Annotated in this window: 19 protein-coding genes; 5 read left to right on the forward strand and 14 right to left on the reverse strand. The window is 51.3% G+C overall.

The features are described from left to right. Nucleotides 1-23 precede the first annotated feature (23 nt). Nucleotides 24-773, forward strand: coding sequence for a DUF481 domain-containing protein (locus BZG74_RS08960; RefSeq protein WP_077772273.1), 750 nt, complete (start codon nt 24-26; stop codon nt 771-773). A 55-nt stretch (nt 774-828) separates the two neighbouring features. On the opposite strand, the gene rplI is transcribed toward BZG74_RS08960, so the two are convergent. The 4 genes from rplI to rpsF are packed head-to-tail and all read right to left on the reverse strand — an operon-like array spanning nt 829 to nt 2,294. Next, complete coding sequence (rplI, locus tag BZG74_RS08965) at nt 829-1,278, reverse strand: 50S ribosomal protein L9 (RefSeq protein WP_046074368.1); 450 nt, start codon at nt 1,276-1,278, stop codon at nt 829-831. A gap of 32 nt (nt 1,279-1,310) precedes the next feature. Continuing rightward, complete coding sequence (gene rpsR, locus BZG74_RS08970) at nt 1,311-1,538, reverse strand: 30S ribosomal protein S18 (protein WP_069589695.1); 228 nt, start codon at nt 1,536-1,538, stop codon at nt 1,311-1,313. Nucleotides 1,539-1,554: 16 nt separating this feature from the next. Then, complete coding sequence (gene priB / locus BZG74_RS08975) at nt 1,555-1,857, reverse strand: primosomal replication protein N (protein ID WP_077772274.1); 303 nt, start codon at nt 1,855-1,857, stop codon at nt 1,555-1,557. Between the two features lie 8 nt (nt 1,858-1,865). Then, nucleotides 1,866-2,294, reverse strand: a complete 429-nt coding sequence (gene rpsF / locus BZG74_RS08980) for a 30S ribosomal protein S6 (protein ID WP_069361595.1) — start codon at nt 2,292-2,294, stop codon at nt 1,866-1,868. 601 nt (nt 2,295-2,895) lie between these two features. Between rpsF and BZG74_RS08985 the strand changes: the two genes are divergently transcribed. From BZG74_RS08985 to BZG74_RS08995, 3 genes are read left to right on the forward strand one after another with little or no spacing between them, the layout of a single operon-like run. Beyond that, nucleotides 2,896-5,721, forward strand: a complete 2,826-nt coding sequence (locus BZG74_RS08985) for a glycosyl hydrolase family 18 protein (RefSeq protein WP_077772275.1) — start codon at nt 2,896-2,898, stop codon at nt 5,719-5,721. A gap of 52 nt (nt 5,722-5,773) precedes the next feature. Continuing rightward, nucleotides 5,774-6,946 (forward strand): lytic polysaccharide monooxygenase, encoded by a 1,173-nt coding sequence (locus BZG74_RS08990; protein ID WP_077772276.1) that lies wholly within the window; start codon nt 5,774-5,776, stop codon nt 6,944-6,946. Between the two features lie 9 nt (nt 6,947-6,955). After that, nucleotides 6,956-9,586 carry a glycosyl hydrolase family 18 protein gene (locus tag BZG74_RS08995; protein WP_077772277.1) on the forward strand — a complete coding sequence of 877 codons (2,631 nt, stop codon included), beginning with the start codon at nt 6,956-6,958 and terminating at the stop codon, nt 9,584-9,586. A 323-nt stretch (nt 9,587-9,909) separates the two neighbouring features. Here BZG74_RS08995 and BZG74_RS09000 read toward each other — a convergent pair whose 3' ends face one another. From BZG74_RS09000 to nhaA, 5 genes are all read right to left on the reverse strand, one after another. Next, nucleotides 9,910-11,346, reverse strand: a complete 1,437-nt coding sequence (locus BZG74_RS09000; protein WP_077772278.1) for an IS1182 family transposase — start codon at nt 11,344-11,346, stop codon at nt 9,910-9,912. Nucleotides 11,347-11,659: 313 nt separating this feature from the next. Continuing rightward, a complete protein-coding gene (locus tag BZG74_RS09005) occupies nt 11,660-11,965 on the reverse strand; it encodes an ArsR/SmtB family transcription factor (RefSeq protein WP_077772279.1) in 306 nt (101 codons plus the stop codon). 66 nt (nt 11,966-12,031) lie between these two features. Then, complete coding sequence (gene nhaR / locus BZG74_RS09010) at nt 12,032-12,925, reverse strand: transcriptional activator NhaR (RefSeq protein ID WP_077772280.1); 894 nt, start codon at nt 12,923-12,925, stop codon at nt 12,032-12,034. Between the two features lie 72 nt (nt 12,926-12,997). Continuing rightward, nucleotides 12,998-13,273: a hypothetical protein gene (locus tag BZG74_RS09015; protein WP_077772281.1), complete on the reverse strand. Its 276-nt coding sequence runs from the start codon at nt 13,271-13,273 to the stop codon at nt 12,998-13,000. Beyond that, the gene (nhaA, locus tag BZG74_RS09020; protein WP_077772282.1) at nt 13,242-14,447 is read right to left on the reverse strand and encodes a Na+/H+ antiporter NhaA; all 1,206 of its coding nucleotides are present in this window, start codon (nt 14,445-14,447) and stop codon (nt 13,242-13,244) included. The genes BZG74_RS09015 and nhaA overlap by 32 nt, the downstream gene beginning before the upstream one ends. A 419-nt stretch (nt 14,448-14,866) precedes the next feature. Here nhaA and BZG74_RS09025 point away from each other — a divergent pair, with 419 nt between their 5' ends. Next, on the forward strand, nt 14,867-16,015 hold the full coding sequence (locus BZG74_RS09025; protein ID WP_077772283.1) for a Na/Pi symporter: 1,149 nt from the start codon (nt 14,867-14,869) through the stop codon (nt 16,013-16,015). Nucleotides 16,016-16,115: 100 nt separating this feature from the next. Here BZG74_RS09025 and BZG74_RS09030 read toward each other — a convergent pair whose 3' ends face one another. From BZG74_RS09030 to rppH, 5 genes are all read right to left on the reverse strand, one after another. Then, nucleotides 16,116-16,955: a thymidylate synthase gene (locus tag BZG74_RS09030; RefSeq protein ID WP_077772284.1), complete on the reverse strand. Its 840-nt coding sequence runs from the start codon at nt 16,953-16,955 to the stop codon at nt 16,116-16,118. Nucleotides 16,956-17,043: 88 nt separating this feature from the next. Next, entirely contained in the window at nt 17,044-17,841 is a 798-nt protein-coding gene (gene lgt, locus BZG74_RS09035) for a prolipoprotein diacylglyceryl transferase (RefSeq protein WP_077772285.1), read from the reverse strand. Nucleotides 17,842-17,853: 12 nt separating this feature from the next. Then, a complete protein-coding gene (locus BZG74_RS09040; RefSeq protein ID WP_101494690.1) occupies nt 17,854-18,660 on the reverse strand; it encodes a sulfite exporter TauE/SafE family protein in 807 nt (268 codons plus the stop codon). Beyond that, nucleotides 18,660-20,918: a phosphoenolpyruvate--protein phosphotransferase gene (gene ptsP, locus BZG74_RS09045; protein ID WP_077772287.1), complete on the reverse strand. Its 2,259-nt coding sequence runs from the start codon at nt 20,916-20,918 to the stop codon at nt 18,660-18,662. Before ptsP ends, BZG74_RS09040 begins: the two co-directional genes overlap by 1 nt. A 17-nt stretch (nt 20,919-20,935) precedes the next feature. Further along, nucleotides 20,936-21,448 carry an RNA pyrophosphohydrolase gene (rppH, locus tag BZG74_RS09050; protein ID WP_077772288.1) on the reverse strand — a complete coding sequence of 171 codons (513 nt, stop codon included), beginning with the start codon at nt 21,446-21,448 and terminating at the stop codon, nt 20,936-20,938. Nucleotides 21,449-21,963 lie beyond the last annotated feature (515 nt).

The raw sequence follows: 21,963 nt of genomic DNA on the forward strand, positions 1-21,963 counted from the left end.
GCGATATTGTCAACAGGTGATTCATGATGAAAACGCCGTCTCTTTTTCTTCTGATGTCCACATTGTATATGCCATGTAGCCACGCTGCGGCGGCCGATTCGTCGCCTTGGCAAAGCGATCTATCCTTAGGTCTGCAACAGTTGAGCGGGAATGCCGACTCACAAACAATCAACGGTGAAATAAGCGGACAGTACGACGGAAAGCACACACGTTACCAGGCCAGCGCGAGTGTACTGCAAGTAGAAAAAGATGGAGAAGAAGATAAACGGAAAACCGAGTTAGAAACGCAGGTAAGCCGCGGCGTCAGTGCTCACAGCTATGTTTTACTCAACGCCACCTATGTCGCAGATCGTTACGGCCCTTATTTTGACGATTTTATGCTAGCAACAGGACTCGGTCATCAATGGTGGCAAAGTGACACACTCACACTGAGCACAGAAGTGGGGCCAGGGTATCGCTATCAACGTCCGAATCTTGATGAACTCGACGATGACGATCTCATCATGCCTTACTCGGTGCGTGAGCCAGTGATTCGGGCACAAGCCAAGGGGCAGTGGCAATGGGTGGAAAATGTCAGCTTAGAGGGAAGAAGCATAGTGATTTCGGGTGCCAGTAATACCAGCGTGGAAGGCGCCGTCACTCTGGCTTCGACCATCACCGAGAAGCTTTCGATAAAGATAACGAGCAAACACAACTATATGACAGATGTTCCACCAGGGCTCAAAAATCACGATAGCGTGCTCACACTCGGCCTTCGTTATCAATGGCTATAAAAGATGAAAAAAAACCAGCCCGAAGGCTGGTTTTTTTCGACGTCTTGGTGCGCAATTACGCAGCAACAACGTTTACTTTTACAGTTGCGAACACGTCATAGTGCAGCTGAACGCTGATTTCGTACTCGCCAGTGTGACGCAGTGCGCCCTCTGGAAGACGAACTTCGTTTTTCGCAATTTCAACGCCGGCTGCAGTCACAGCATCAGCGATGTCACGGGTACCGATAGAACCAAACAGTTTACCTTCATCACCCGCTTTAGAAGCGATTTCAACCGCTTCTAGTGCTTCAACTTTCTCTGCACGCGCTTGAGCAGCAGCCAGTTGCTCAGCAACTTTTGCTTCTAGCTCAGCACGACGTGCTTCAAAATGTTCGATGTTGGCTTTGGTTGCCATAACTGCTTTACCCTGAGGGATAAGGAAGTTACGCGCATAACCAGATTTAACAGTTACCTGATCACCTAGGCCACCCAGGTTACCGATTTTATCAAGTAGAATAACTTGCATTCTTCAATCCTCTCTAACTTGGACAGTTCCGATTACTGATGCTTGTCAGTGTACGGCAGCAGGGCCAGGTAACGAGCGCGCTTGATAGCACGAGCCAGTTGACGCTGATACTTAGCACGAGTACCAGTGATACGGCTAGGTACGATTTTACCTGATTCGGTAATGTAGTTTTTTAGAGTCGCTACATCTTTGTAGTCGATCTCTTGTACGCCTTCTGCAGTGAAACGGCAGAATTTACGACGACGGAAGAAACGTGCCATGGGCTTATCTCCTGATCTAAATGTCTATGATGTTGTCGGCATGCAATACCAATTTGCCCTCGCCTTGTCGGCTGGTTTGGTAGGCGAGAAACCCGCTTACCTTGATATGGCTGCCTAAAGCTAAATTTTGCGTTTGTTGTGTTGACACTTGCCCGCTGGCTACCACTGATAAGCGACAAAACACTTGTCGAGGTAGGTCAGCTTCAACCTGCGTGGAACGATGCTCTAGCACAAAGTGACAGTGCGGAATTCCAGCGGGGCTTTGGCGACGGACCGGACCTTTACTGATGACACCAGCAAGCTCCAACCGATTGGTCATCACAGCAATTACTCAGCTGCGTTTTCGCCTTCAGCTTGCGCTTCAGCTTTTGCTTCTGGTTTCGCTTCTGCACGCTCTTCGCGCTCAGGGCGATCTTCACGCTTAGCGGTACGCTCTTCTTTAGCCTTCATCATCACAGATGGCTCAGTGATAGCGTCTTTGGTACGCATGATCATGTTACGGATCACCGCGTCGTTGAAGCGGAACATGCTTTCCAGCTCATCAATCACAGCCTGCTCAGCTTCCACGTTCATCAGAACGTAGTGTGCTTTGTGCAGCTTGTTGATTGGGTAAGCCAGTTGACGACGGCCCCAGTCTTCTAGACGGTGGATTTGACCGCCTGCATCTTTGATAGACGCAGTGTAACGCTCGATCATGCCAGCAACTTGCTCGCTCTGATCAGGGTGCACCATGAATACGATTTCGTAATGACGCATTGAGTTGCTCCTTACGGATTAATCAGCTTCCACAATTGGCTCGGTCGTCCAGCGGAAGCAAGGAACGAAAAGTAAAAGACCGAGAATCAGGCGCGAGATAGTACAGAATTGCAGCGCCATAAGCAAACAGATTTTGTCTTAACTCGCTTATCTTTCAATCAGCGTGTCACCACAACGTCAAACGGTCCTCGTTGCGCTCTCGCCGGAACACGTCCCTTACCCTTTACACACAGAATACGCACACCACTTAATTCGCTTAAAACAACAACATAGTAATAACACTCTCCGTAACATAGACCGAAAAACATGACAAATCGCAAAAAAATTAAGAAATCAAGCCTGCAAATTGTCAAGTTTGTTTAATTTTCAACCGGAATCACGCTATTGATGTACTTATTTTTTACAAATAATTAATTTCTGAACCCGCGCTCAAATTATTACACCTTCGCCTCCATTTCTTGGCATCAATTGCCCAATATAACCACTTTGTTGCCTAGGCTTGACCTGAAAGTCGGTTTTTTAGTGCAAAAAGCGTAGGGAAGGACGCATCAATCACTGACTGGATTGATGAAATTCGCTTCAAAAATTTTGGGAGCAAAATATGAAACTGATGACGCCATCACGTGCCGTCGCGCTAGGTTTGGCGGGACTCGCGTTAAATAGCCCCAGCGTATACGCTGCGGTTGATTGCCAGCCACTGCCCGGTTGGCAGAATGGCAATACCTACACCAAAGGGGATCAAGTTAAAGCGGACGATACCGCCTATGAGGCAAGGTGGTGGACGCAAGCCGATCCTGCCACCCAATCAGGGGAGTGGAGAGCGTGGAAAATCCTCGGCCAGTGCGCGGGCAGCGTCAACCAAGCCCCTACCGCAACCTTAACCGTCTCCCCGTCAGGACCCGTTAAGGTTGGCGACACACTCACCTTCACCCTCGCCGGGACAGACACGGATGGCACAGTGACCTCATTCGTACTCTCACAAGGCGAGACTGTCTTATATGAAGGTGCAGAAGCGACCACCATTGACTGGCAAGCCGAACAAACGGGGCGTTTTACCTTTACGCTCACCGTGACCGACGACAAAGGCGCGACCGATACCCAAACATTGCAGCAGGTGGTGGGTGATGACCAAACTGGCGGCGATGAGTATGCCTGTCGTCCGGCGGGTTTATACACCACCCCAGCTGTCGAGGTGCCGTATTGCTCGGTATATGACGAAAACGGCCTTGAAGACATGGGCGCCGATCACCCTCGCCGTGTCATTGGCTATTTCACTAGCTGGCGAAACGGCGCCAACGGCCAGCCTGCTTATTTAGTCAGTGATATTCCTTGGGACAAGATCACCCACATTAACTACGCCTTTGCCCACGTCAACGCGGACAACCAACTGTCTATCGGCGATCCCAATGCTCCTGATAATCCCGCGACCCAGATGACCTGGCCGGGCGTGGCCGGCGCAGAGATGGATCCAACCCTGCCGTACAAAGGCCACTTTAACTTGCTCAACAAGTATAAAAAGCAGTACCCCGACGTGAAAACGCTGATCTCCGTGGGTGGCTGGGCCGAAACTGGGGGCTACTTCGGTGAAAACGGCGAGCGTATCGACAGTGGCGGTTTCTACACCATGACCACCAATGCCGATGGCAGTGTCAACCAAGCTGGCATTAAGGCTTTCACCGACAGTGCCGTCGCCTTCTTGCGCCAGTATGGCTTTGATGGACTAGACATTGATTATGAATACCCATCGTCAATGAAAGACTCAGGCCATCCTGACGATTTCGAGTACTCCAACCCACGTCGTGCGCACTTGAATAAATCTTACCAAGTGCTGATGAAGTCGCTACGTGAAGCGCTCGATAAAGCCAGTGCACAAGATGGCAAGCACTATATGCTGACCATTGCCGCACCGTCGTCGGGTTACTTATTGCGCGGGATGGAAACCTTCCAAACCACCCAATACTTAGATTACGTCAACATCATGAGCTATGACCTGCACGGGGCATGGAACGATCATGTTGGCCATCAAGCGCCGCTGTACGACACCGGCGAAGACTCGGAGCTTAAACAGTGGAATGTCTACCAAACCCCTGAGTTTGGCGGGATTGGTTATTTAAATACCGACTGGGCTGCGACCTACTTTATGGGCGGTATGTCTCCCGGGCGCATCAATATCGGTATCCCATATTACACTCGCGGCTTTAAAGACGTGCAAGGTGGCGACAAAGGCCTTTGGGGACGCGCGCCATTGCCAAACCAAAGTGAGTGCCCAGCAGGCACCGGTGTCGGTGAGAAAAACAAATGCGGCAACGGTGCAATCGGGATAGATAACCTTTGGCATGATGTGGACGAGCTCGGCAACGAAGTGCCTGCTGGCTCCAACCCTTTATGGCATGTGAAAAACTTGCTCGACGGCAAACTACCGGCCTATGCGGCGGAATACGGACTCGACCCTGAGCAAGACCCCACTGATCGCCTTACTGGTAGTTATCAGCGTTATTACGATGACATCGCCAAAGCCCCGTGGGTTTGGAACGAGGAAAAACGCGTATTCCTGTCAATGGAAGACGAAACCTCGATGGCCGAGAAAGTGGACTACGTAATCAACAAAGGCCTAGGCGGGGTGATGTTCTGGGAGCTAGCGGGGGATTATCGCTATGATGATCAGCGTCAAGCCTATTTTATGGGTGACACCCTGACCTCGCTGGCGTACCAAACCTTTAAGCAATCCGGCAGCGACTACTCGCTACAACGTGGCGACGCCAACTTCCAAGTGCCAAGCGAGCAAGTGGATGTCACGTTTGACGCGCTGAACTTCCCAGTGGGCGATGACAACTACCCTATCCGCCCCACGTTCCGCTTTACCAACCACTCCGATCTGGACTTATCGGGCGCCACCATCAGCTTTGATGTGCCAGTGTCTACCTCGGCCATTTTTAAATCTGACTGGAACGCCCAGAAAAAGCTGCGCATGGAAGTCGTACGTGATAGCAGCAATGCCAGTGGTAACAACATCGGCGGGTTTGATGCCACGCATCATCGCTTTGCCATCACCTTGATCAACGAATGGGGTGGTATAGAGCAAAGCTTTAAGCCGGGTGAAACCTTGGACGCTCAGGTGATGTACTACATGCCGATCACTAACCCGACCAATATCACCATCGAGAAAGATGGCCAGCGCTATGCGGTGAAGCAGGAGTATCCAAGCCTTCCGCCTGCGCTACCCGGTAGCACCAGCCAAAGTGGCGGAGAGTCTCAGTGTCCCGGCGTCGATGTCGCCAGCCTGAGTACCTACCCTGACTGGCCTAACGGGGGCAACCATGCCAGCGGTGGCGACCAACTTATCTACCAAGAGGCGGTATGGGAAGCCAAATGGTGGACCCAAGCCGCACCCGGTGGTCAAGCTTGGCGCCAAGTCTGCAGCCTCTAATCCATTTCTGGTCTTGAATGCGGGGGCCGCGTGCCCCCGTTAAGGAGTCGTTATGTTCAAGTCTTCGTTCACACAGTTTTCCTGCCGTACCGCCGTGGCCCTTGCGCTGGTCGCAAGCAGTTCACAAGTGATGGCACATGGCTATTTAGAAAGCCCCAAAGCGCGCCAAGCGATTTGCCATGAGCAAGGAGGTTATTGGTGGCCTTCAGATGGGTCACGTATTCCTAACGCTGCCTGTCGCGCTGCGTTCTTAGAATCGGGACACTACCCGTTTGTGCAACATCATGAATCAGCGCAATTGGTGGCGGATTATCGCAATATGGATGCGGTGAAAGCGGCCGTTACCGATGGCAACTTATGTGGTGCCGGCGATCCCAATAAAGCCGGGATCAGTTTGCCCTCACCGGATTGGCAACGGACCGAAGTCACCCCAGATGGCAATGGCCAGATTGACGTGCGTTTTCGCGCCACCACACCGCACAACCCAAGTTACTGGGAAATTTATCTAACCAAGCCAGATTACAACGGCGCGACCGATGCGCTGACGTGGGATAATCTCGAAAAAATCGACACCTTTGGCGATCTGCCCATTGTGGTCGGCGATGACGGTAACCGTTATTACGAGATGACCGTGACCTTGCCCGCCGATCGCCAAGGTGATGCCATTCTCTATAGCCGTTGGCAACGCATTGATCCGGCCGGTGAAGGCTTCTACAACTGTGCCGACATCACCATCACCCCTAGTCAGACAGCGCCAGCCCAGTGGCACGAGCTGGGCTACTTTGTCCCACATCCACAAATGGCAGCATTGGGCGATCGCGTGCGTGCCCGCTTGCACAATCGCCAAGGCCAAGAAGTGGTGGATGTCACACTCACCCTGATCGACCAGAATGTAGCGAATTGGCCACACGCGCTGGCCAATCTTATCGAACAACAAGCTAACGAGCCCTTGCGTATCGGGGTGATGCGCCACGGTGAGATCCAGTTTAATGCCGATGACGTGGTGCAAAACCAAGTCTTTAGCCATCACGATAGCTATAGCTTCAACCTGTCGGTGATCCCGGCTACCGACGAACCCACCAGCAACCTACCCGCTTGGAGTGCATCTGACGTCTATGTGGCCAAGGATCGCGTGCGCTACGGCGACAACATCTACCAAGCAAAATGGTGGACACGCAACGAGCAACCCGGCGCTGCCCTTGTTTGGCAACGCGTGACACAATAAGGAGCAAACATGAAGCCAATGACCCTACTCTCTCTGGCGATTGCTGGGGCACTGGGTGCCAGCCACGCCGTGGCGGCCCCCTCAACCCCAAGTTTGGACTGGAAGCCACAAAACTATTCTTTTGTTGAAGTCGACGAATATGGCCGCGGATCGTACAAAGATCTGGTGCAACGCGTGGATGAAGTCCAAATTGAGATTAAATGGAATGCGTGGTCCGGTGATGGCGGTGACAGCTACAAGGTGTACTTTGACGATCAGGTCGTCAATCAAGGCACCTTACCGGCAGGAACCAAATCTGGCATTGTCACTTTTCCCTATGACAAAGGCGGCCGCCACCAGCTTAAACTCGCCTTGTGTGAAGGCGGCGTGGATGGCCAGTGTGCGACCAGTGCCGCCAAACCCATCGTGATCGCAGACACCGACGGCGTGCATCTTGACCCACTGCCGATGAATGTCGACCCCAATAACAATGACTACCCCAAACAGCCTGATACCGTGGTAGGGGCATACTTTGTCGAATGGGGCATTTATGGCCGTAACTTCGATGTCAGTCAGGTGCCCGCGGGTAATCTCACCCACATCTTATATGGCTTTATCCCCATTTGTGGTCCCAATGAGTCTCTCGGTAATGTGGAAAATGGCAACAGCTTACGCGCGCTGGAGCTCGCTTGCCAAGGCTCAAAAGACTATGAAGTGGTGATCCATGACCCTTGGGCAGCGATTCAGAAAAAACTGCCCGGCACACCAGCTAAAGATCCGATTGGTGGCACTTACGCGCAAATGATGGCGCTCAAGCAGCGCTACCCGGATCTGAAAATTCTCCCATCCGTTGGCGGCTGGACCCTATCAGACCCCTTCTATGATTTCACCGACAAAGCCAACCGTGATGTCTTTGTTGCCTCGATGAAAGAGTTCCTACAAACCTGGAAATTCTATGATGGGGTCGACATTGACTGGGAGTACCCAGGCGGTGGCGGTGCCAACCCAGATTTAGGCAATCCAGATAAAGACAGCCAAGCCTACGCGGCGTTAATGCGTGAGCTGCGCGCGATGTTGGATGAGCTCGAGGCCGACACGGGCCGTGAGTACCAACTCACCTCGGCCGTCGGGGCAGGTTATGACAAAATCGCCAACGTCGATTACAGCGCCAGCGCGCCGTACATGGATTACATCTTTGCCATGACCTACGACTTTTTCGGCGCATGGAATAATGTCACCGGTCACCAAACCGCCATTTACTGCGGCAGCCATATGAGCGCCGATGAATGTGATGGTACTGGCGTCGATGACAACGGCGAGCCCCGCAAAGGCCCTGCCTACACACTCGATAATGGCGTGCAATTACTGCTCGAAAGCGGCGTGCCACCGGAAAAAATGGTGATCGGTACCGCGATGTACGGCCGTGGCTGGGAAGGCGTTTTCCCTGCCAATGCAACCGATCCTAGCAACCCGATGACCGCTCCCGGTAACGGCCCAATCAAAGGCAGCACCGCTGATGGTATTTGGGAAGCGGGCGTGATTGACTACAAAGGCGTCGTCAAATCAATGCTTGGTAGTGCGGGGAACGGTATCAATGGCTTCCAACCCGGTTATGATGAGCAAGCTGAAGCGGCCTACGTTTGGAACCCAGACAACGGCAAGCTAGTCACTTATGACAACCAGCGCTCGGTCAAAGCCAAAGGCCAGTATGTGCGCAACCACAACTTCGCCGGTTTGTTTGCTTGGGAAATCGATGCCGACAATGGCGATATCCTTAATGCGATGCACGAGGGCTTAGCACAGGATGGTCAACCACCCGTCAATAGTGCTCCTACCGTCACCCTTGCGCAGCAAAGCTATACGCTGGCGCCCGGATCGTCGTTAACCATTGCCGCCAATGGGCGTGATCGGGATGGCGATACCCTGACCTATCGCTGGCAAGGCGATGCGGCGTTGGCTCTGACCAATAGCGACACGGATTCGGTTACCGTGACCGCCCCCGATGTGAGCACCAGCGCCGACTATTCCCTGTCGGTGACGGTGTCAGACGGCCAAGCCAATGCCGAGGCCAGCACTACGATTAAGGTGGTGGTACCGGGTGAAAACCAAGCCCCCACCGTGGCGTCTATCGCCCCAGTTAGTCTGAAAAGTGGTGAGCAAACCCGCGTAACGATTGAGGCAAACGACCCAGATGGCGATGCACTTAGCTACACCTACCGTGCATCCGGCGATCTGGCCGTTTCTGGCACTGGTGATCAGGTGACACTGACCGCGCCCACCGTGACGGAGAATCGCGACTATGTGGTCACAGTCGAGGTCAGCGATGGCGACAACACCACGCAAGCGCAATTCACGGTTACCGTGACGCCGGCCAGTGGCTTGCCAGCGTGGGATGAAAACACCGTGTACGTTGGCGGCGATCGTGTCCTGTATCAAGGGATTGAGTATCGCGCCAAGTGGTGGACTAAAGGCCAGCGCCCAGACCAAGGCGGCCCATGGGAGCGCGTCGGGGATAGCCAAGCCAACCAAAGCAGTGAATGGCAAGCGACCGTTGCTTATTCAGGCGGCGATGAAGTTGAATATAACAACCAACGCTACCAAGCCAAGTGGTGGACGCAAGGCGACAAGCCGGGCAGCGCCGCGGTCTGGCAACTACTGTAACGAGAGGCTTTTCCTGCCAAACAAAAAACGCCCCAGTTGGGGCGTTCAGATTGCTGACGAACCCCGCCTTTTTAGGCGGGGTTCTTTTTGATAAGCGGCCGTAGGCCGCGATCGCGATATTTTTTGTTAGAGAGTGGTCGCTACCGACCAACGCCCAAATTGGCGGATAGAAGCCAGTATTTGCCTTATATCCGCCATGTTAAAGCCACATTTTCTTAGATAGCTCACCACTAACGCTATNTTCAGATTGCTGACGAACCCCGCCTTTTTAGGCGGGGTTCTTTTTGATAAGCGGCCGTAGGCCGCGATCGCGATATTTTTTGTTAGAGAGTGGTCGCTACCGACCAACGCCCAAATTGGCGGATAGAAGCCAGTATTTGCCTTATATCCGCCATGTTAAAGCCACATTTTCTTAGATAGCTCACCACTAACGCTATCTTCTTGATGTTTTGAGCAGCCGCCGCCAGCCAGCATTGCATTTGCACATTTGCAAGCCCTCGGAAGCGTGCGTAGCGGTGTCCATGATGCTGCTTGGCGTCGGCGAAGCTTCGCTCCACAGTCTCACTTCGTCGCTTGTATATCTTTTTGCCATAACGAGACAGTCGCATTTCATTGGCACGCTCTACTGCATCAGTGTAAAGATGACGCGTGATGACCTTTTGCATGGTCTTACTTTGCGTACAGTCGTTTCTAACCGGACAGAACGCACACTGCTTTGGGTCTGAGTGATAAGTACGATAGCCGGCTCTTGTGGTTGTTTTATAGATAAGCGTTTGCCCTTTGGGGCAGCGATATGTGTCGGTTTTCTTATCGTATGTGAAGTGTTTTTTCTTGAACGTATTCTTCGTTCGAGAAGGGCGACGATAGCCGAATACGCCAAGAATGCTGCGACGCTCTAAGGATTCGGCAACCGGTGCTGTGAAGTAGCCAGCATCGATGCCCACGGCAATAGGATTGAGGTTAAATTGCGCGAGTGTGTGGTCAAGGCGACGGATATACGGTTGTGAGTCGTTGACATTCCCTRGGGTTGTATACGTATCAACGATGATACCGTGCTTGCCATCAACGGTCCTATGGTCAAGATAGAAGAAGCCTTGGGGCTTATTATCTCTGGTCATAAAACCACTTTCAGGGTCAGTCGTACTCACTTTTGTGTTTTTGACGTCCGTCTTTAATGGCACGTCCTTGAACGGCTTTTTTCCTTCTGCTTTGCGGTCACTGACGATGTCTTCATCCAACATCTCTAGGTAAGCGCCGGCGCTCACCGGGCGCAGTTTATTCACATGCTTATTTTTGTTCGCACTGGCTTTAAGGTGCGTGCTGTCGGTATACAGCTCTTGCCCTGCGACTAAGCCCTTCTCCATGGCTTGAACCACAATATGGTTGAATATGCGTTCGAAGACATCCGTGCCATTAAAGCGACGAATACGATTTTGGCTCAGCGTAGACGCATGGATGACCTTCTCTGTCAGCGACATACGCAAGAACCAACGATAAGCAACGTTGACTTCAATTTCTTTAACAAGCTGACGCTCGCTTTTGATGCCGAAGAGATAGCCAAGCAGGATAATTTTAAACAAGCGAACGGGGTCAATCGGTGGTCGGCCATTGTCTTTGCAATAAAGGTGGGCGACTTCATCTCGAATAAACTCGAAGTCGATGGCACGGTCGATTTTACGAACAAGATGGTCTTTGGGAACAAGTTGTTCCATCGTCACCATTTCAAGTTCATATTGGTGTGGAGAAGGTTCTTGAAGCATACCGGAGCATCCCTATTGCGACACTCCTATTAGATCAAAGGTCTAGCTCGAAAGCTAGACCTTTGTCAGCAGTCTGAACGATAAACTCGAAGGTCGATGGCACGGTCGATTTTACGAACAAGATGGTCTTTGGGAACAAGTTGTTCCATCGTCACCATTTCAAGTTCATATTGGTGTGGAGAAGGTTCTTGAAGCATACCGGAGCATCCCTATTGCGACACTCCTATTAGATCAAAGGTCTAGCTCGAAAGCTAGACCTTTGTCAGCAGTCTGAACCGGCTTCGGCCGGTTTTTTTATTGGTTAAGAACGGGGTTAATCCACGGTTTCCTTACAATACAGATCATGTAATAACTGAATAACCGCTTCGACTTCATGACTTTTCAGCGAGTAATACACGGTTTGCGCTTCTTTACGCGTGGCGACTAGGCCGTCTTTACGAAGCCAAGCAAGGTGTTGAGACAGCGCCGACTGGCTTAGAGGCACGCGATCCACGAGCTGCCCCACCGACAACTCTCCTTGCAATAAATAACACAGAATGAATAGGCGTTTCTCGTTAGCCATGGCCTTGAGCAAGTTTACCGCCTTCGGCCCATTCTGCTGCATACGGGCTAAATCCATTCAACTTCCATCATTGATTAATACTCATTGCCGTGAGTCTAGCACGATCTTTATGTCAGCTTGTAACTAAACAAATAAGCGACTGTAATCTGCCTCACAAATCCGCTTGACCGCTGGATGCTGGATCATCCTCTCAGCGAATATCACATAATATTCTTCTTTAACCGCGCTCAGCTCGACAATTTGTACCGCTTGCCCCAAGCGGGTCACTTCTTCAGCATAAGAGGTGGGCGCAATAAATAACGCCTGATGACTAATGCCAAAAGCTTTCATCAGCGCAGAGTCATCAAACTCCCCCAGTATGTTGGGCACAATCCCCTGCTGATCAAACCATTGTGTGAGTTTTCGTCCCATGGCCGTTGCTTTGCTCGGCATCAATATTTTTTGCGTGGCCAGACGGATCGGTAACGGCACATCGGGTGGCTCTGCGGGATTAGAGGAATACAAACTCATGCTGCTCTCACCAAGCTTGACGCTAAAAAGCCCTGCCTGTTGCGTGGAGTCGACCGGACAATCGGACAGGATCATGTCCAACTTATGCTGAGAAAGCTGTTCGAGTAGCATCTCGTGCGTCGATTCAAAACAACGTAGGTGGATAGCATTATCATTCGGAATAGCATGAAGTAAAATCTGGCTAATCAGGCGCTTAGATAAAGCATCGGCCACGCCTACATCAAATAAGATGTTTTCTTGTTGGCTATAGTTAACAATATCCAGCATCTCATAACTTAAGCCAAACATCCGATCCGCATATTGAAACACCAACTGACCCAGTTCGGTGGGCTCAACATAACGGCCATTGCGTTTAGTGAGCTTGCCATTTAAGCGCTGTTCCAACGCTCGGATTTGCCCCGTCACGGTTTGTGGTGTTAAACAAAGTTTGTCCGCCCCTTGGGTGATCGAACCTTGCTTGCAGACCATCCAAAAATAGTAAAGGTGGTTGTAGTTTAGGTGAGCCATGCTGATTGATAAAAAAACGCCAGAGTGGCAGCTTACGCTGCCCCTCTGGCGCCTTCAAGCGTCACGCACGTTTTAATCTTTTACATCGTCTTTATCAAGCGGCTTTCTCACCCGCTCTCCGGCTCGATGCTCTAACGCTCGCTCGGAAAAGCTCGACCCATTGTCGGCATTGTCTTTGTCGTTTAATGAGGCTGTCATCGCTTTTCCATCTGCCACGCCCGCTAGGTAGGCTTGACACACGTCGCTGTTATCCATTTCTCCGTGGCAGTACATCTCTTGGTTCGCCGCCATGGCAGAGCCAGAGACGGCAACCAGGCTAGTAATCAATGCTAGTGTCGCCTTCTTCATACTCGTCTCCTCGTTCATCAGCAAGCGCGCTGGCTGGGGGCAATGCAAAGTGCAACACTGCATAACCAATCACCGCGGCCAAGGTTGATCCTATCAAGATCCCCAGACGGGAGAGTGTGACGAACTCGCCATTCACACCGACAAAGGCCAGTGACGAGATAAAAATAGACATGGTAAAACCAATACCACAAAGCACTGACACTGCGAAGATATGGGTGAAATTCACACGTGCTGGTAATTTGGCAATGCCTAGTTTCACCGCTGCCCAGCTAAAGCTAAAGATACCCAAAGGTTTACCAACCAGCAGACCCAATGCGATACCTAGCGGCAACATTTCGGTTAAGTTTGCCAAAGAGACGCCATCCAAAGACACCCCAGCATTGGCAAAGGCGAAGATAGGCAAGATCAAGTACGACACATAAGGATGGAGGGTGTGCTCCATTTTTTTCAACGGTGATGGGTCATCATCCGTTTTCCCCTTAAGTGGGATAGCAAAACCAAGCACCACACCGGCGAGGGTCGCGTGAACACCCGACTGTAAAACACTGAACCACAGCACCAAACCGACCACCACATAGGCAGTGATACTGGTGACTTTGCGCATGTTCATCGCCACCAAGACTAAGGTGGCAGCAAACGCACTGGCTAGCGCAACCACTGACAAATCACTGCTGTAGAACAGTGCGATGATCACTATCACGCCAAGGTCATCGATAATCGCAAGTGCCAACAAGAACACTTTCAACGCCAATGGAACGCGGTTACCCAATAACGCTAGCACACCCAAAGCAAACGCAATATCCGTTGCGGCAGGAATAGCCCATCCCGATACTGCAAGAGGGTCGCCCCAGTTAAAGGCTAAATAGACCAATGCGGGTGCGAGCATCCCACCAATGGCGGCAACCGCCGGGAAAGTCGCTTTGTCTTTCGAGTTTAAGGCGCCTTGCACCAACTCACGCTTCACTTCCAAACCAATCAGCAGGAAAAAAATCACCATCAAGCCATCGTTGATCCAGTGACCAACCGATAAACCGGCTATATAGGTATGAAGGGTGCTGTCATATAAAGGCTGTAGATCCGAGTTCGCTACGAACATCGCCAATACCGCCGCAATAATCAGCACAATACCTCCTGCGGATTCCATTTTCAGAAACTGACGAATGACATCAGTCATTTAAGCACTCCATACAAAAAAAGTGGATTTCCGTAGTCTAGTCAGCCAGACCACTTTTAGAAAAATCGTTTGTTCTGATAGTAAACATCGTAAAAACCGACATCAAAACTAACTTACCATTGATTTATTCGCAGTTTAATCTTTTTTATCCTTGCTAACCGCCCTGTGTCTAGCATAGTGTCAACGTGCGCCTCCCTGTTACATTTTTCCCACGGATTTTTTTACGGCAGCTAACGGGCACAAATAATACTTAAAATCAGCAAGCTAACTGGCGCGAATTCCACTGATAACCTCGTCCAGATCGGATTTTCAAACCACTGCAGTATTTGTGTCATATTTCTGAAATATTACCTTCTTACTATCGCCGCAGATTTTTGCTTTGACACTAAACTGACATCTAACTGTCACGGAGATATCTTATGACTCCCCATGCTACAGCGGTAGAGGCAACCCAGAGCTCCTCAAATTGGTTCCGTTGGACCAAGCTTGCCGTCATGCTTTACCTCCTACTGGTGGCCGTTGCCATGGTAGGAAGCGGCTTCAAGTGGGCCGTCGGCGACGAAGCTAAGACGCTCTTCGCGTTCGCTTCTCATCCCGTAGCTGGCTTAATGATTGGTATTGTTGCTACCGCATTGATCCAATCGTCAAGCACAGTCACCTCTATTATAGTTGGCTTAGTCGCAGGTGGCCTCCCCGTTGAAGCCGCGATTCCAATGGTCATGGGGGCAAACGTAGGCACCTCGGTCACTAACACGATCGTGAGCCTTGGGCATGCCCGCTGTAAAGTGGAGTTTAGTCGCGCATTTAGTTGCGCCACCGTCCATGATTTCTTCAACCTTTTTGCCGTGGCCATCTTCTTGCCATTAGAAATGGCGTTCGGTTTACTGAACAAGATTTCTGAGTGGTTGGTTTCACCGCTGACGCAAGCCAGTGACATGAGCATTAAAGGTTTGAACTTTGTTAAACCGCTGACAAAACCCGTGGTTAACGCGGTGCAATCACCGCTTGAAGCCGCCCTGCCTGGTAACATTGGTGGCGCTATCATGATTGTCATGGGGATTGCTGCCATCGTGATTGCGATTACCATCATGGGCAAAGTGATGAAAAAGCTGATGGTCGGTCGTGCCAAAGACATGCTGAAGAACGCGATTGGTCGTGGCCCGCTACACGGTATTTTCTCAGGCTCTGTGGTCACTGTTTTAGTGCAGTCTTCATCGACAACCACCAGCTTAATGGTGCCGCTGGTCGGCTCAGGCGTGTTGAAAGTCCGTGATATTTACCCATTCACCTTGGGCGCCAATATCGGTACCTGTATCACTGCCTTACTCGCCGCCACAGCGGTTACCGGTGAGTTTGCTGTCTTTGCTCTGCAAATTGCACTGGTGCACTTAAGCTTCAACATTCTGGCGACGACCCTGATTTTCGGTATTCCGTTCTTGCGTGAGTTACCACTTAAAGGCGCCGACTGGCTCGGTAAGTTGGCTGCTAAATCTAAAGTCGCCGTGCTCGCATATATCAGCCTTGTCTTTGTTGTCGTGCCAGGAAGCATAGTGCTGCTATCTCAGTAATCTCCCTGTCACCCCCGAAAAAAACCACCGTCTAAACGGTGGTTTTTTTATTGGCTCAACGGCACTGGAGCTCGCTGCGTATCGCGAACCCGCGACATCATTAAATGGCGATCGGTGCTTTAATGGTCGGGTGTGGGTCGTATCCCTCAATCTCAAAGTCATCAATTTGATAGTCAAAAATAGACGCCGGTTTGCGCTTTATCACCAAGCGAGGTAGCGCACGAGGTTCACGTTTAAGTTGCTCGTAAACAATCTCGTCGGTTAAATGATTATGGTAAAGGTGCACGTCCCCAAAGGTATGGACAAAATCGCCCACGGCTAAACCACATTGTTGCGCAATCATATGAGTGAAAAGCGCATAGCTGGCGATGTTAAACGGCACCCCCAAAAAGTAATCGGCGCTACGCTGATAAAGCTGGCATGAGAGCTTGCCATCAGCCACGTAGAACTGGAATAAACAATGGCATGGGGCTAAAGCCATCTTGCCTTGTTCGGCGTTCTCAGTCGGGCTTATCGACTCATCAGGCAAGTCAGCAGGGTTCCAAGCGGTAATGATGTGACGACGTGAATTAGGTTTCGTTTTAATTTGCTCGATCAATTGTTCGATTTGATCCACGGTCGACCCATCAGGACACGCCCAAGAGCGCCACTGTGCGCCATACACTGGACCAAGGTCACCGGTTTCGGTTGCCCACTCATCCCAGATACGTACCTTGTTATCTTGCAAGTACTGCACGTTAGTGTCGCCGTTAAGAAACCATAAAAGCTCATGGATAATGGCGCGCGTGTAGAGTTTCTTGGTGGTCAGTAGCGGAAAACCAGCGGCAAGATCAAAGCGCAGCTGTCGACCAAACACAGACCGTGTTCCCACGCCGGTGCGATCGCCTCTATCCGTCCCATTATCGAGAATATCCTGCATCAAAGCCTGATACTGCTTCATAGTGTTTCCTATCATTGGCCAAACGAACAAAAGGCACCGCTGAGGTGCCTTGGTGGTTCACTTACTATAACCGATTCACGCTATGCGGTCACTTGGCAGGTTGGCGTCGATACGCCCATCCCACCATCACTGCCCCTGCAATAATCATAGGTAACGATAACAGTTGCCCAATACTGAAAATACCAGCGAACAAGCCTAGGTGAGCGTCGGGTTCACGGAAATACTCGACGATAAAGCGGAACGTCCCGTAACCGGCCAAGAAAAGCCCCGAAACGGCTCCCATCGGTCGCGGCTTTTTGATGTAGAGGTTGAGGATGATAAATAGCGCAACCCCCTCTAACGCAAACTCATAGAGCTGTGAAGGGTGACGCGGCCAAGGGCCTCCCGTTGGGAATACCATCGCCCAAGGGACATCGGTCACCCTTCCCCAAAGTTCACCATTAATAAAATTCCCTAGTCGCCCCGCCCCGAGGCCAAACGGCACCAAAGGAGCGATAAAGTCGGCAACGGTAAAAAAGTGGCGTTGGGTCTTGCGCGCATACCACGCCATCGCAGTGATCACACCCAACAGGCCCCCGTGGAAGGACATGCCACCTGTCCACACTTTGAATAAAAACAGCGGATCGGCAATAAAGGCATCAAATTGATAAAATAGGACGTAGCCAATGCGTCCCCCGAGCACCACGCCCAAAAAGCCAGCAAAAAGGAGATCACTGACCTCTTCTTTGCTCCAACCGCTATTCGGTTTGGCCGCACGATGATTCGCCAGCCATAAGGCAAACACAAACCCCAGTAAGTACATTAAGCCGTACCAGCGCACGGCTATCGGACCAAGTTCAATTAAAATGGGATCTATCGACGGAAAGGTGATGTAACCTTCGGCCATGAATTTTATCCTTTACTTCAACAGCATGCTTACGCCGACAATAACAAGAAAGACGGCAAAAATACGTTTTATTTGCGCAGTCGGTAGTCTGACTGCAAGCTGAGCCCCTACCCGTGTCATCCACACCGATGTTGAAACGACACCGAGTAAGGCAGGCAGATACACATATCCGACACTGAGTGCGGGTAAGGGTTCCGTTTGGTGCCACCCCAGCCACACAAAGCTGATCATTCCACCCACCGCCAACATTGCGCCCCCCGCCGACGCGCTGCCAATAGCTCGATGCATACTCACTCCACGCCAGTGGAGATAGGGCACGGTAAAAGACCCCCCTCCAATACCCGCTAAACTAGAGAGTGTACCGATCAGCGTTCCCGCAAAGGACAGTCGCAGCCAATGCGGTAAAGGGCGCGCGCGATAGGGACGCCGATTGAGCGACATTTGTAGCGCCATGGCAAGCACGATAACCCCAAAAAGGCGGGGCAACCAGTCGGGGGGGAGTCGATCTGCCAGCGCGGCCCCCAAGATGCCGCCCAGCATCATGCCAGGGACGAGCGCTTTAACCGCGTTTAGATGAACATTGCCTAAACGAAAGTGACGCCAAGCGGAGGCGCTTGAGGTCAGTACGATGGTGGCAAGAGAGGTGGCGAGCGCGATAGGCATCACCACAGCAGGGGCAATACCAAACACGGGAAGCAAGAAGGTGAGCGCGGGCACCACCACTAATCCCCCACCAATCCCCAGAAGGCCAGATAAAGTCCCCACACAGGCCCCCAGCAGCATACACACCACAAACAGCAGCACGGTGAGGCTGGTGATCATCGCAGCTGTCCGATTTTGACCAACGCCTCTAGCCCTTGCGCGGCCAAAAAGGCTTCGGTGGCGGCGCGGATCTCGTCTGGATGATCCAGCGCCAACATCTGATTGGCCTGCATGACCAAGCGCTCATGGGGTAAGCGGCTTAGCAAGTATTTAATTTTGGCCACATTGCGGGTGTTCATACTCAGTTGGTGGTAGCCCAAGCCCACCAATAATGAGGCCCCAACCGGATCGCCGGCTAGTTCACCACACACACTGACAGGTAATTGATGACGCGTTCCCACCGCGGCAATCGACGCTAATGCGTGTAATACCGAGGGGTGCAGCGCATCAAAGATATCAGCCACGCGCGCATTGTTGCGATCAACGGCGAGTAGATATTGAGTGAGATCATTGGTGCCGACCGAGAGAAAATCGACATCTCGGGCGATGCTATCAAGCTGATACAAAATAGAAGGCACCTCAACCATGATCCCTAATAAAGGGATGTTGAGACTCTGCCCTGCGTGCTGGGCCTCTTGACTGACCTCTTGATAAGCTCGGCTAATGAGCGCTTTTGCCTCCAGTAGCTCGTTACGTCCCGAGATCATGGGTAACAATAGCTTTAAATTATTGAGGCCTATACTGGCACGTAACATCGCACGTACCTGAATTAAGAAGATATCTGGATGATCGAGGGTAAAACGTATCCCCCGCCAGCCTAAAAATGGATTGTCCTCTTCAATACTTAAATATGGCAATGGTTTATCGCCACCAATATCCAAGGTACGCATGACCACAGGTTTATCGGGATAACTGGCAAGAATCGCACGGTATTGTTTGACCTGCTCGTCTTCCGAAGGAAAACGTCGCTGCATCAAAAAAGGGACTTCCGTGCGGAACAACCCAACCCCGTCAACGCCCTGATTGATTGCAATTTGGCTATCAGCGCTCAGGCCAGCATTCAAGTGCACTTCAACACGTGTGCCATCCTGAGTTTGTCCCGGGGTCGCCAGTGCTGTCTCAAAGGTAGATTGCAGGCTCGCTTCTTCTTGAACCAGGTGCTGATACTCATTGATCAATGCCTCGGCAGGCTCGATCATGAGTACCCCTTTGTGGCCATCAAGGATCACGGTTTTTTGATGAAGCTTTGCGGGCGAAAAGCTGACGCCCATTACCGCCGGGATCCCTAACGCACGCGCCAGAATCGCCGCATGCGAGTTCGCTGCCCCTTCTTCAGCGACCACCCCTGAGAGTAATGCGCGCGGGATTGACGCAAGCATACCCGCGGTTAACTCCCGAGCAAGCAGAACGATGGGCGTCGAAATAGGAGGCGGACTGCCCGCCGGAGCGATTAAAAAGTAAAGCAGCCGCTGTCCTAGCTCTTTGACATCGCCGGCACGTGCTTTTAGATAAGGATCATCCATCGCGGCAAACCGCGCGGAAAAGGCTTCTACTGTTTGTCTCACCGCCCACGTTGCCGCATCCCCCTGCTGGATCCGCACCGTCATGTCTTCACGCAACATGGGATCGTTTAGCAGGTGCACAAAGAGATCAAAAATAGCCAACGCGTCTTTTTGTAGCTCCTTGTCGAAACGCTTACGCAAGCGACGAAACTCGGTACTGGCATCATCAATCGCCGCGTCCAGCCTGTCGAGTTCACCTTGTGTATCTAGGTGGCAAGCGGGCGCCACCTCTTCTAGCCGCGGTTGCGAGTCATCACACCAGGCCTGTGCTATCCCTATCCCTGGCGAGGCCGGCATTCCCTCCAACAATACCGGAGAGGGAGCACCTTGCCAGCCACCTTGCGCATGGGCATGGGCAAACACCACCGCCAGCTGCGCAGCCAAGGTCACGAGAAAGGATTCTTCACTCTCATCAAACTGGCGGGGTTGATGTTGCTGCACCACCAGCACCCCAAGTACCTTTTTACGATAAATGATCGGGGTCCCAAGAAAGGATTGAAACGCATCCTCACCGGTAGAGGGGAAGGCTTTAAACGCGGGGTGTTTGCGCGCATAGGCAAGGTTTAATGGCTCAGCGCGCTTGCCAACCACGCCGACTAAACCTTCACCAAACGCCATCGACACTTGCGCGGACGGATCTAAGCCTTGCGTCGCCATCAGTTCAAATCGTTGCTCTTCGGCATTGGCAAGATACACGGAGCAACACTCCGTGCGCATGGCCACGCAGGTTTGTTGCACTAAAGTGTGTAGCGCCTGCTCAAGATCTGAAGACGCGGCCACACTTTGCACAATATTCCTTAACTGCGTGAGCACCCACTCTCTCCTTACACTTATCCTCGCTTATGTCGACGCCGAGGTTTGCGTTCTTTAAACGGCATCGCAAGTGGCGCAAATTCTTTCATCGCGCGCCGATAGACCTCACGCTTAAATGCCACCACTTGTCGCACCGGATACCAATAACTCACCCAGCGCCAACCATCAAACTCAGGTGTGCCACCACGTGTGACGTTGACACGTGATTCTTCACACTCGAGTTTTAACAAAAACCACTTCTGCTTTTGCCCAATGCACACGGGCTTGGAATCCCAGCGCACCAAGCGTTTGGGTAACTTATAGCGCAGCCAATGTCGACTGGTCCCTAAGATGCGTACATCTTTCTTGGTCAGACCTACCTCTTCGTACAACTCCCGGTACATCGCTTGTTCAGGGCTTTCCCCTTCATCGATGCCTCCTTGTGGAAACTGCCACGAATGCTGACCATATCGACGAGCCCAGAGAACTTGACCGTGGCCGTTACAAATTACTATCCCCACATTGGGACGATAGCCATCGCCATCAATCACTGGACGACCTCAATGATAAATCTCTACTGAACCTGATTTTTTCACAAAAAGCGGTAAGGGGTAAACAAACATTGTGGATTGACCTTTGTTTTTGCGCACTCGTCGTCATCTGAGGATAACTTAGGGCCTAACAGGAAGTTATAAACATAGCAATGAGAGTTTGCGCACATTTATTCACGCTTTCTGTGGATAGATTTGTGAAGAAGACTAGAAAAAGTTCAGATATCGACCACTTAAGGATCATCTTATCTAATAAAAAACAAGACAAAATGAAACAAATCCCTTTAATATTAATGTTTTACATCCAGGTAAAGCCAAAGGGATCTTTCACAAGATCGAACGATCATCATATAAACACAGATCGCTCAAAGATCCACCAGTCAGTAAATTATCCACATCGATAGCGCAAAAAAACGTCAACCAAGGCGATAGGTCGCTTTTTATCGTCGCTAAGCTACTGTATATTTGATCATGATTGGAGTTGGCTGCTTAAAATAATACTCATCTGTGGATAA

Origin of the sequence: Salinivibrio sharmensis (genome assembly GCF_001995985.1) — a bacterium.
GTDB lineage: Bacteria > Pseudomonadota > Gammaproteobacteria > Enterobacterales > Vibrionaceae > Salinivibrio > Salinivibrio sharmensis.

Bases quoted from the DNA above. Each gene is read 5' to 3' on its own strand.
- BZG74_RS08960 (WP_077772273.1), top strand. From the start codon at position 24: ATGATGAAAACGCCGTCTCTTTTTCTTCTGATGTCCACATTGTATATG.
- rplI (WP_046074368.1), bottom strand. From the start codon at position 1,278: ATGCAAGTTATTCTACTTGATAAAATCGGTAACCTGGGTGGCCTAGGT.
- rpsR (WP_069589695.1), bottom strand. From the start codon at position 1,538: ATGGCACGTTTCTTCCGTCGTCGTAAATTCTGCCGTTTCACTGCAGAA.
- priB (WP_077772274.1), bottom strand. From the start codon at position 1,857: ATGACCAATCGGTTGGAGCTTGCTGGTGTCATCAGTAAAGGTCCGGTC.
- rpsF (WP_069361595.1), bottom strand. From the start codon at position 2,294: ATGCGTCATTACGAAATCGTATTCATGGTGCACCCTGATCAGAGCGAG.
- BZG74_RS08985 (WP_077772275.1), top strand. From the start codon at position 2,896: ATGAAACTGATGACGCCATCACGTGCCGTCGCGCTAGGTTTGGCGGGA.
- BZG74_RS08990 (WP_077772276.1), top strand. From the start codon at position 5,774: ATGTTCAAGTCTTCGTTCACACAGTTTTCCTGCCGTACCGCCGTGGCC.
- BZG74_RS08995 (WP_077772277.1), top strand. From the start codon at position 6,956: ATGAAGCCAATGACCCTACTCTCTCTGGCGATTGCTGGGGCACTGGGT.
- BZG74_RS09005 (WP_077772279.1), bottom strand. From the start codon at position 11,965: ATGGATTTAGCCCGTATGCAGCAGAATGGGCCGAAGGCGGTAAACTTG.
- nhaR (WP_077772280.1), bottom strand. From the start codon at position 12,925: ATGGCTCACCTAAACTACAACCACCTTTACTATTTTTGGATGGTCTGC.
- BZG74_RS09015 (WP_077772281.1), bottom strand. From the start codon at position 13,273: ATGAAGAAGGCGACACTAGCATTGATTACTAGCCTGGTTGCCGTCTCT.
- nhaA (WP_077772282.1), bottom strand. From the start codon at position 14,447: ATGACTGATGTCATTCGTCAGTTTCTGAAAATGGAATCCGCAGGAGGT.
- BZG74_RS09025 (WP_077772283.1), top strand. From the start codon at position 14,867: ATGACTCCCCATGCTACAGCGGTAGAGGCAACCCAGAGCTCCTCAAAT.
- BZG74_RS09030 (WP_077772284.1), bottom strand. From the start codon at position 16,955: ATGAAGCAGTATCAGGCTTTGATGCAGGATATTCTCGATAATGGGACG.
- lgt (WP_077772285.1), bottom strand. From the start codon at position 17,841: ATGGCCGAAGGTTACATCACCTTTCCGTCGATAGATCCCATTTTAATT.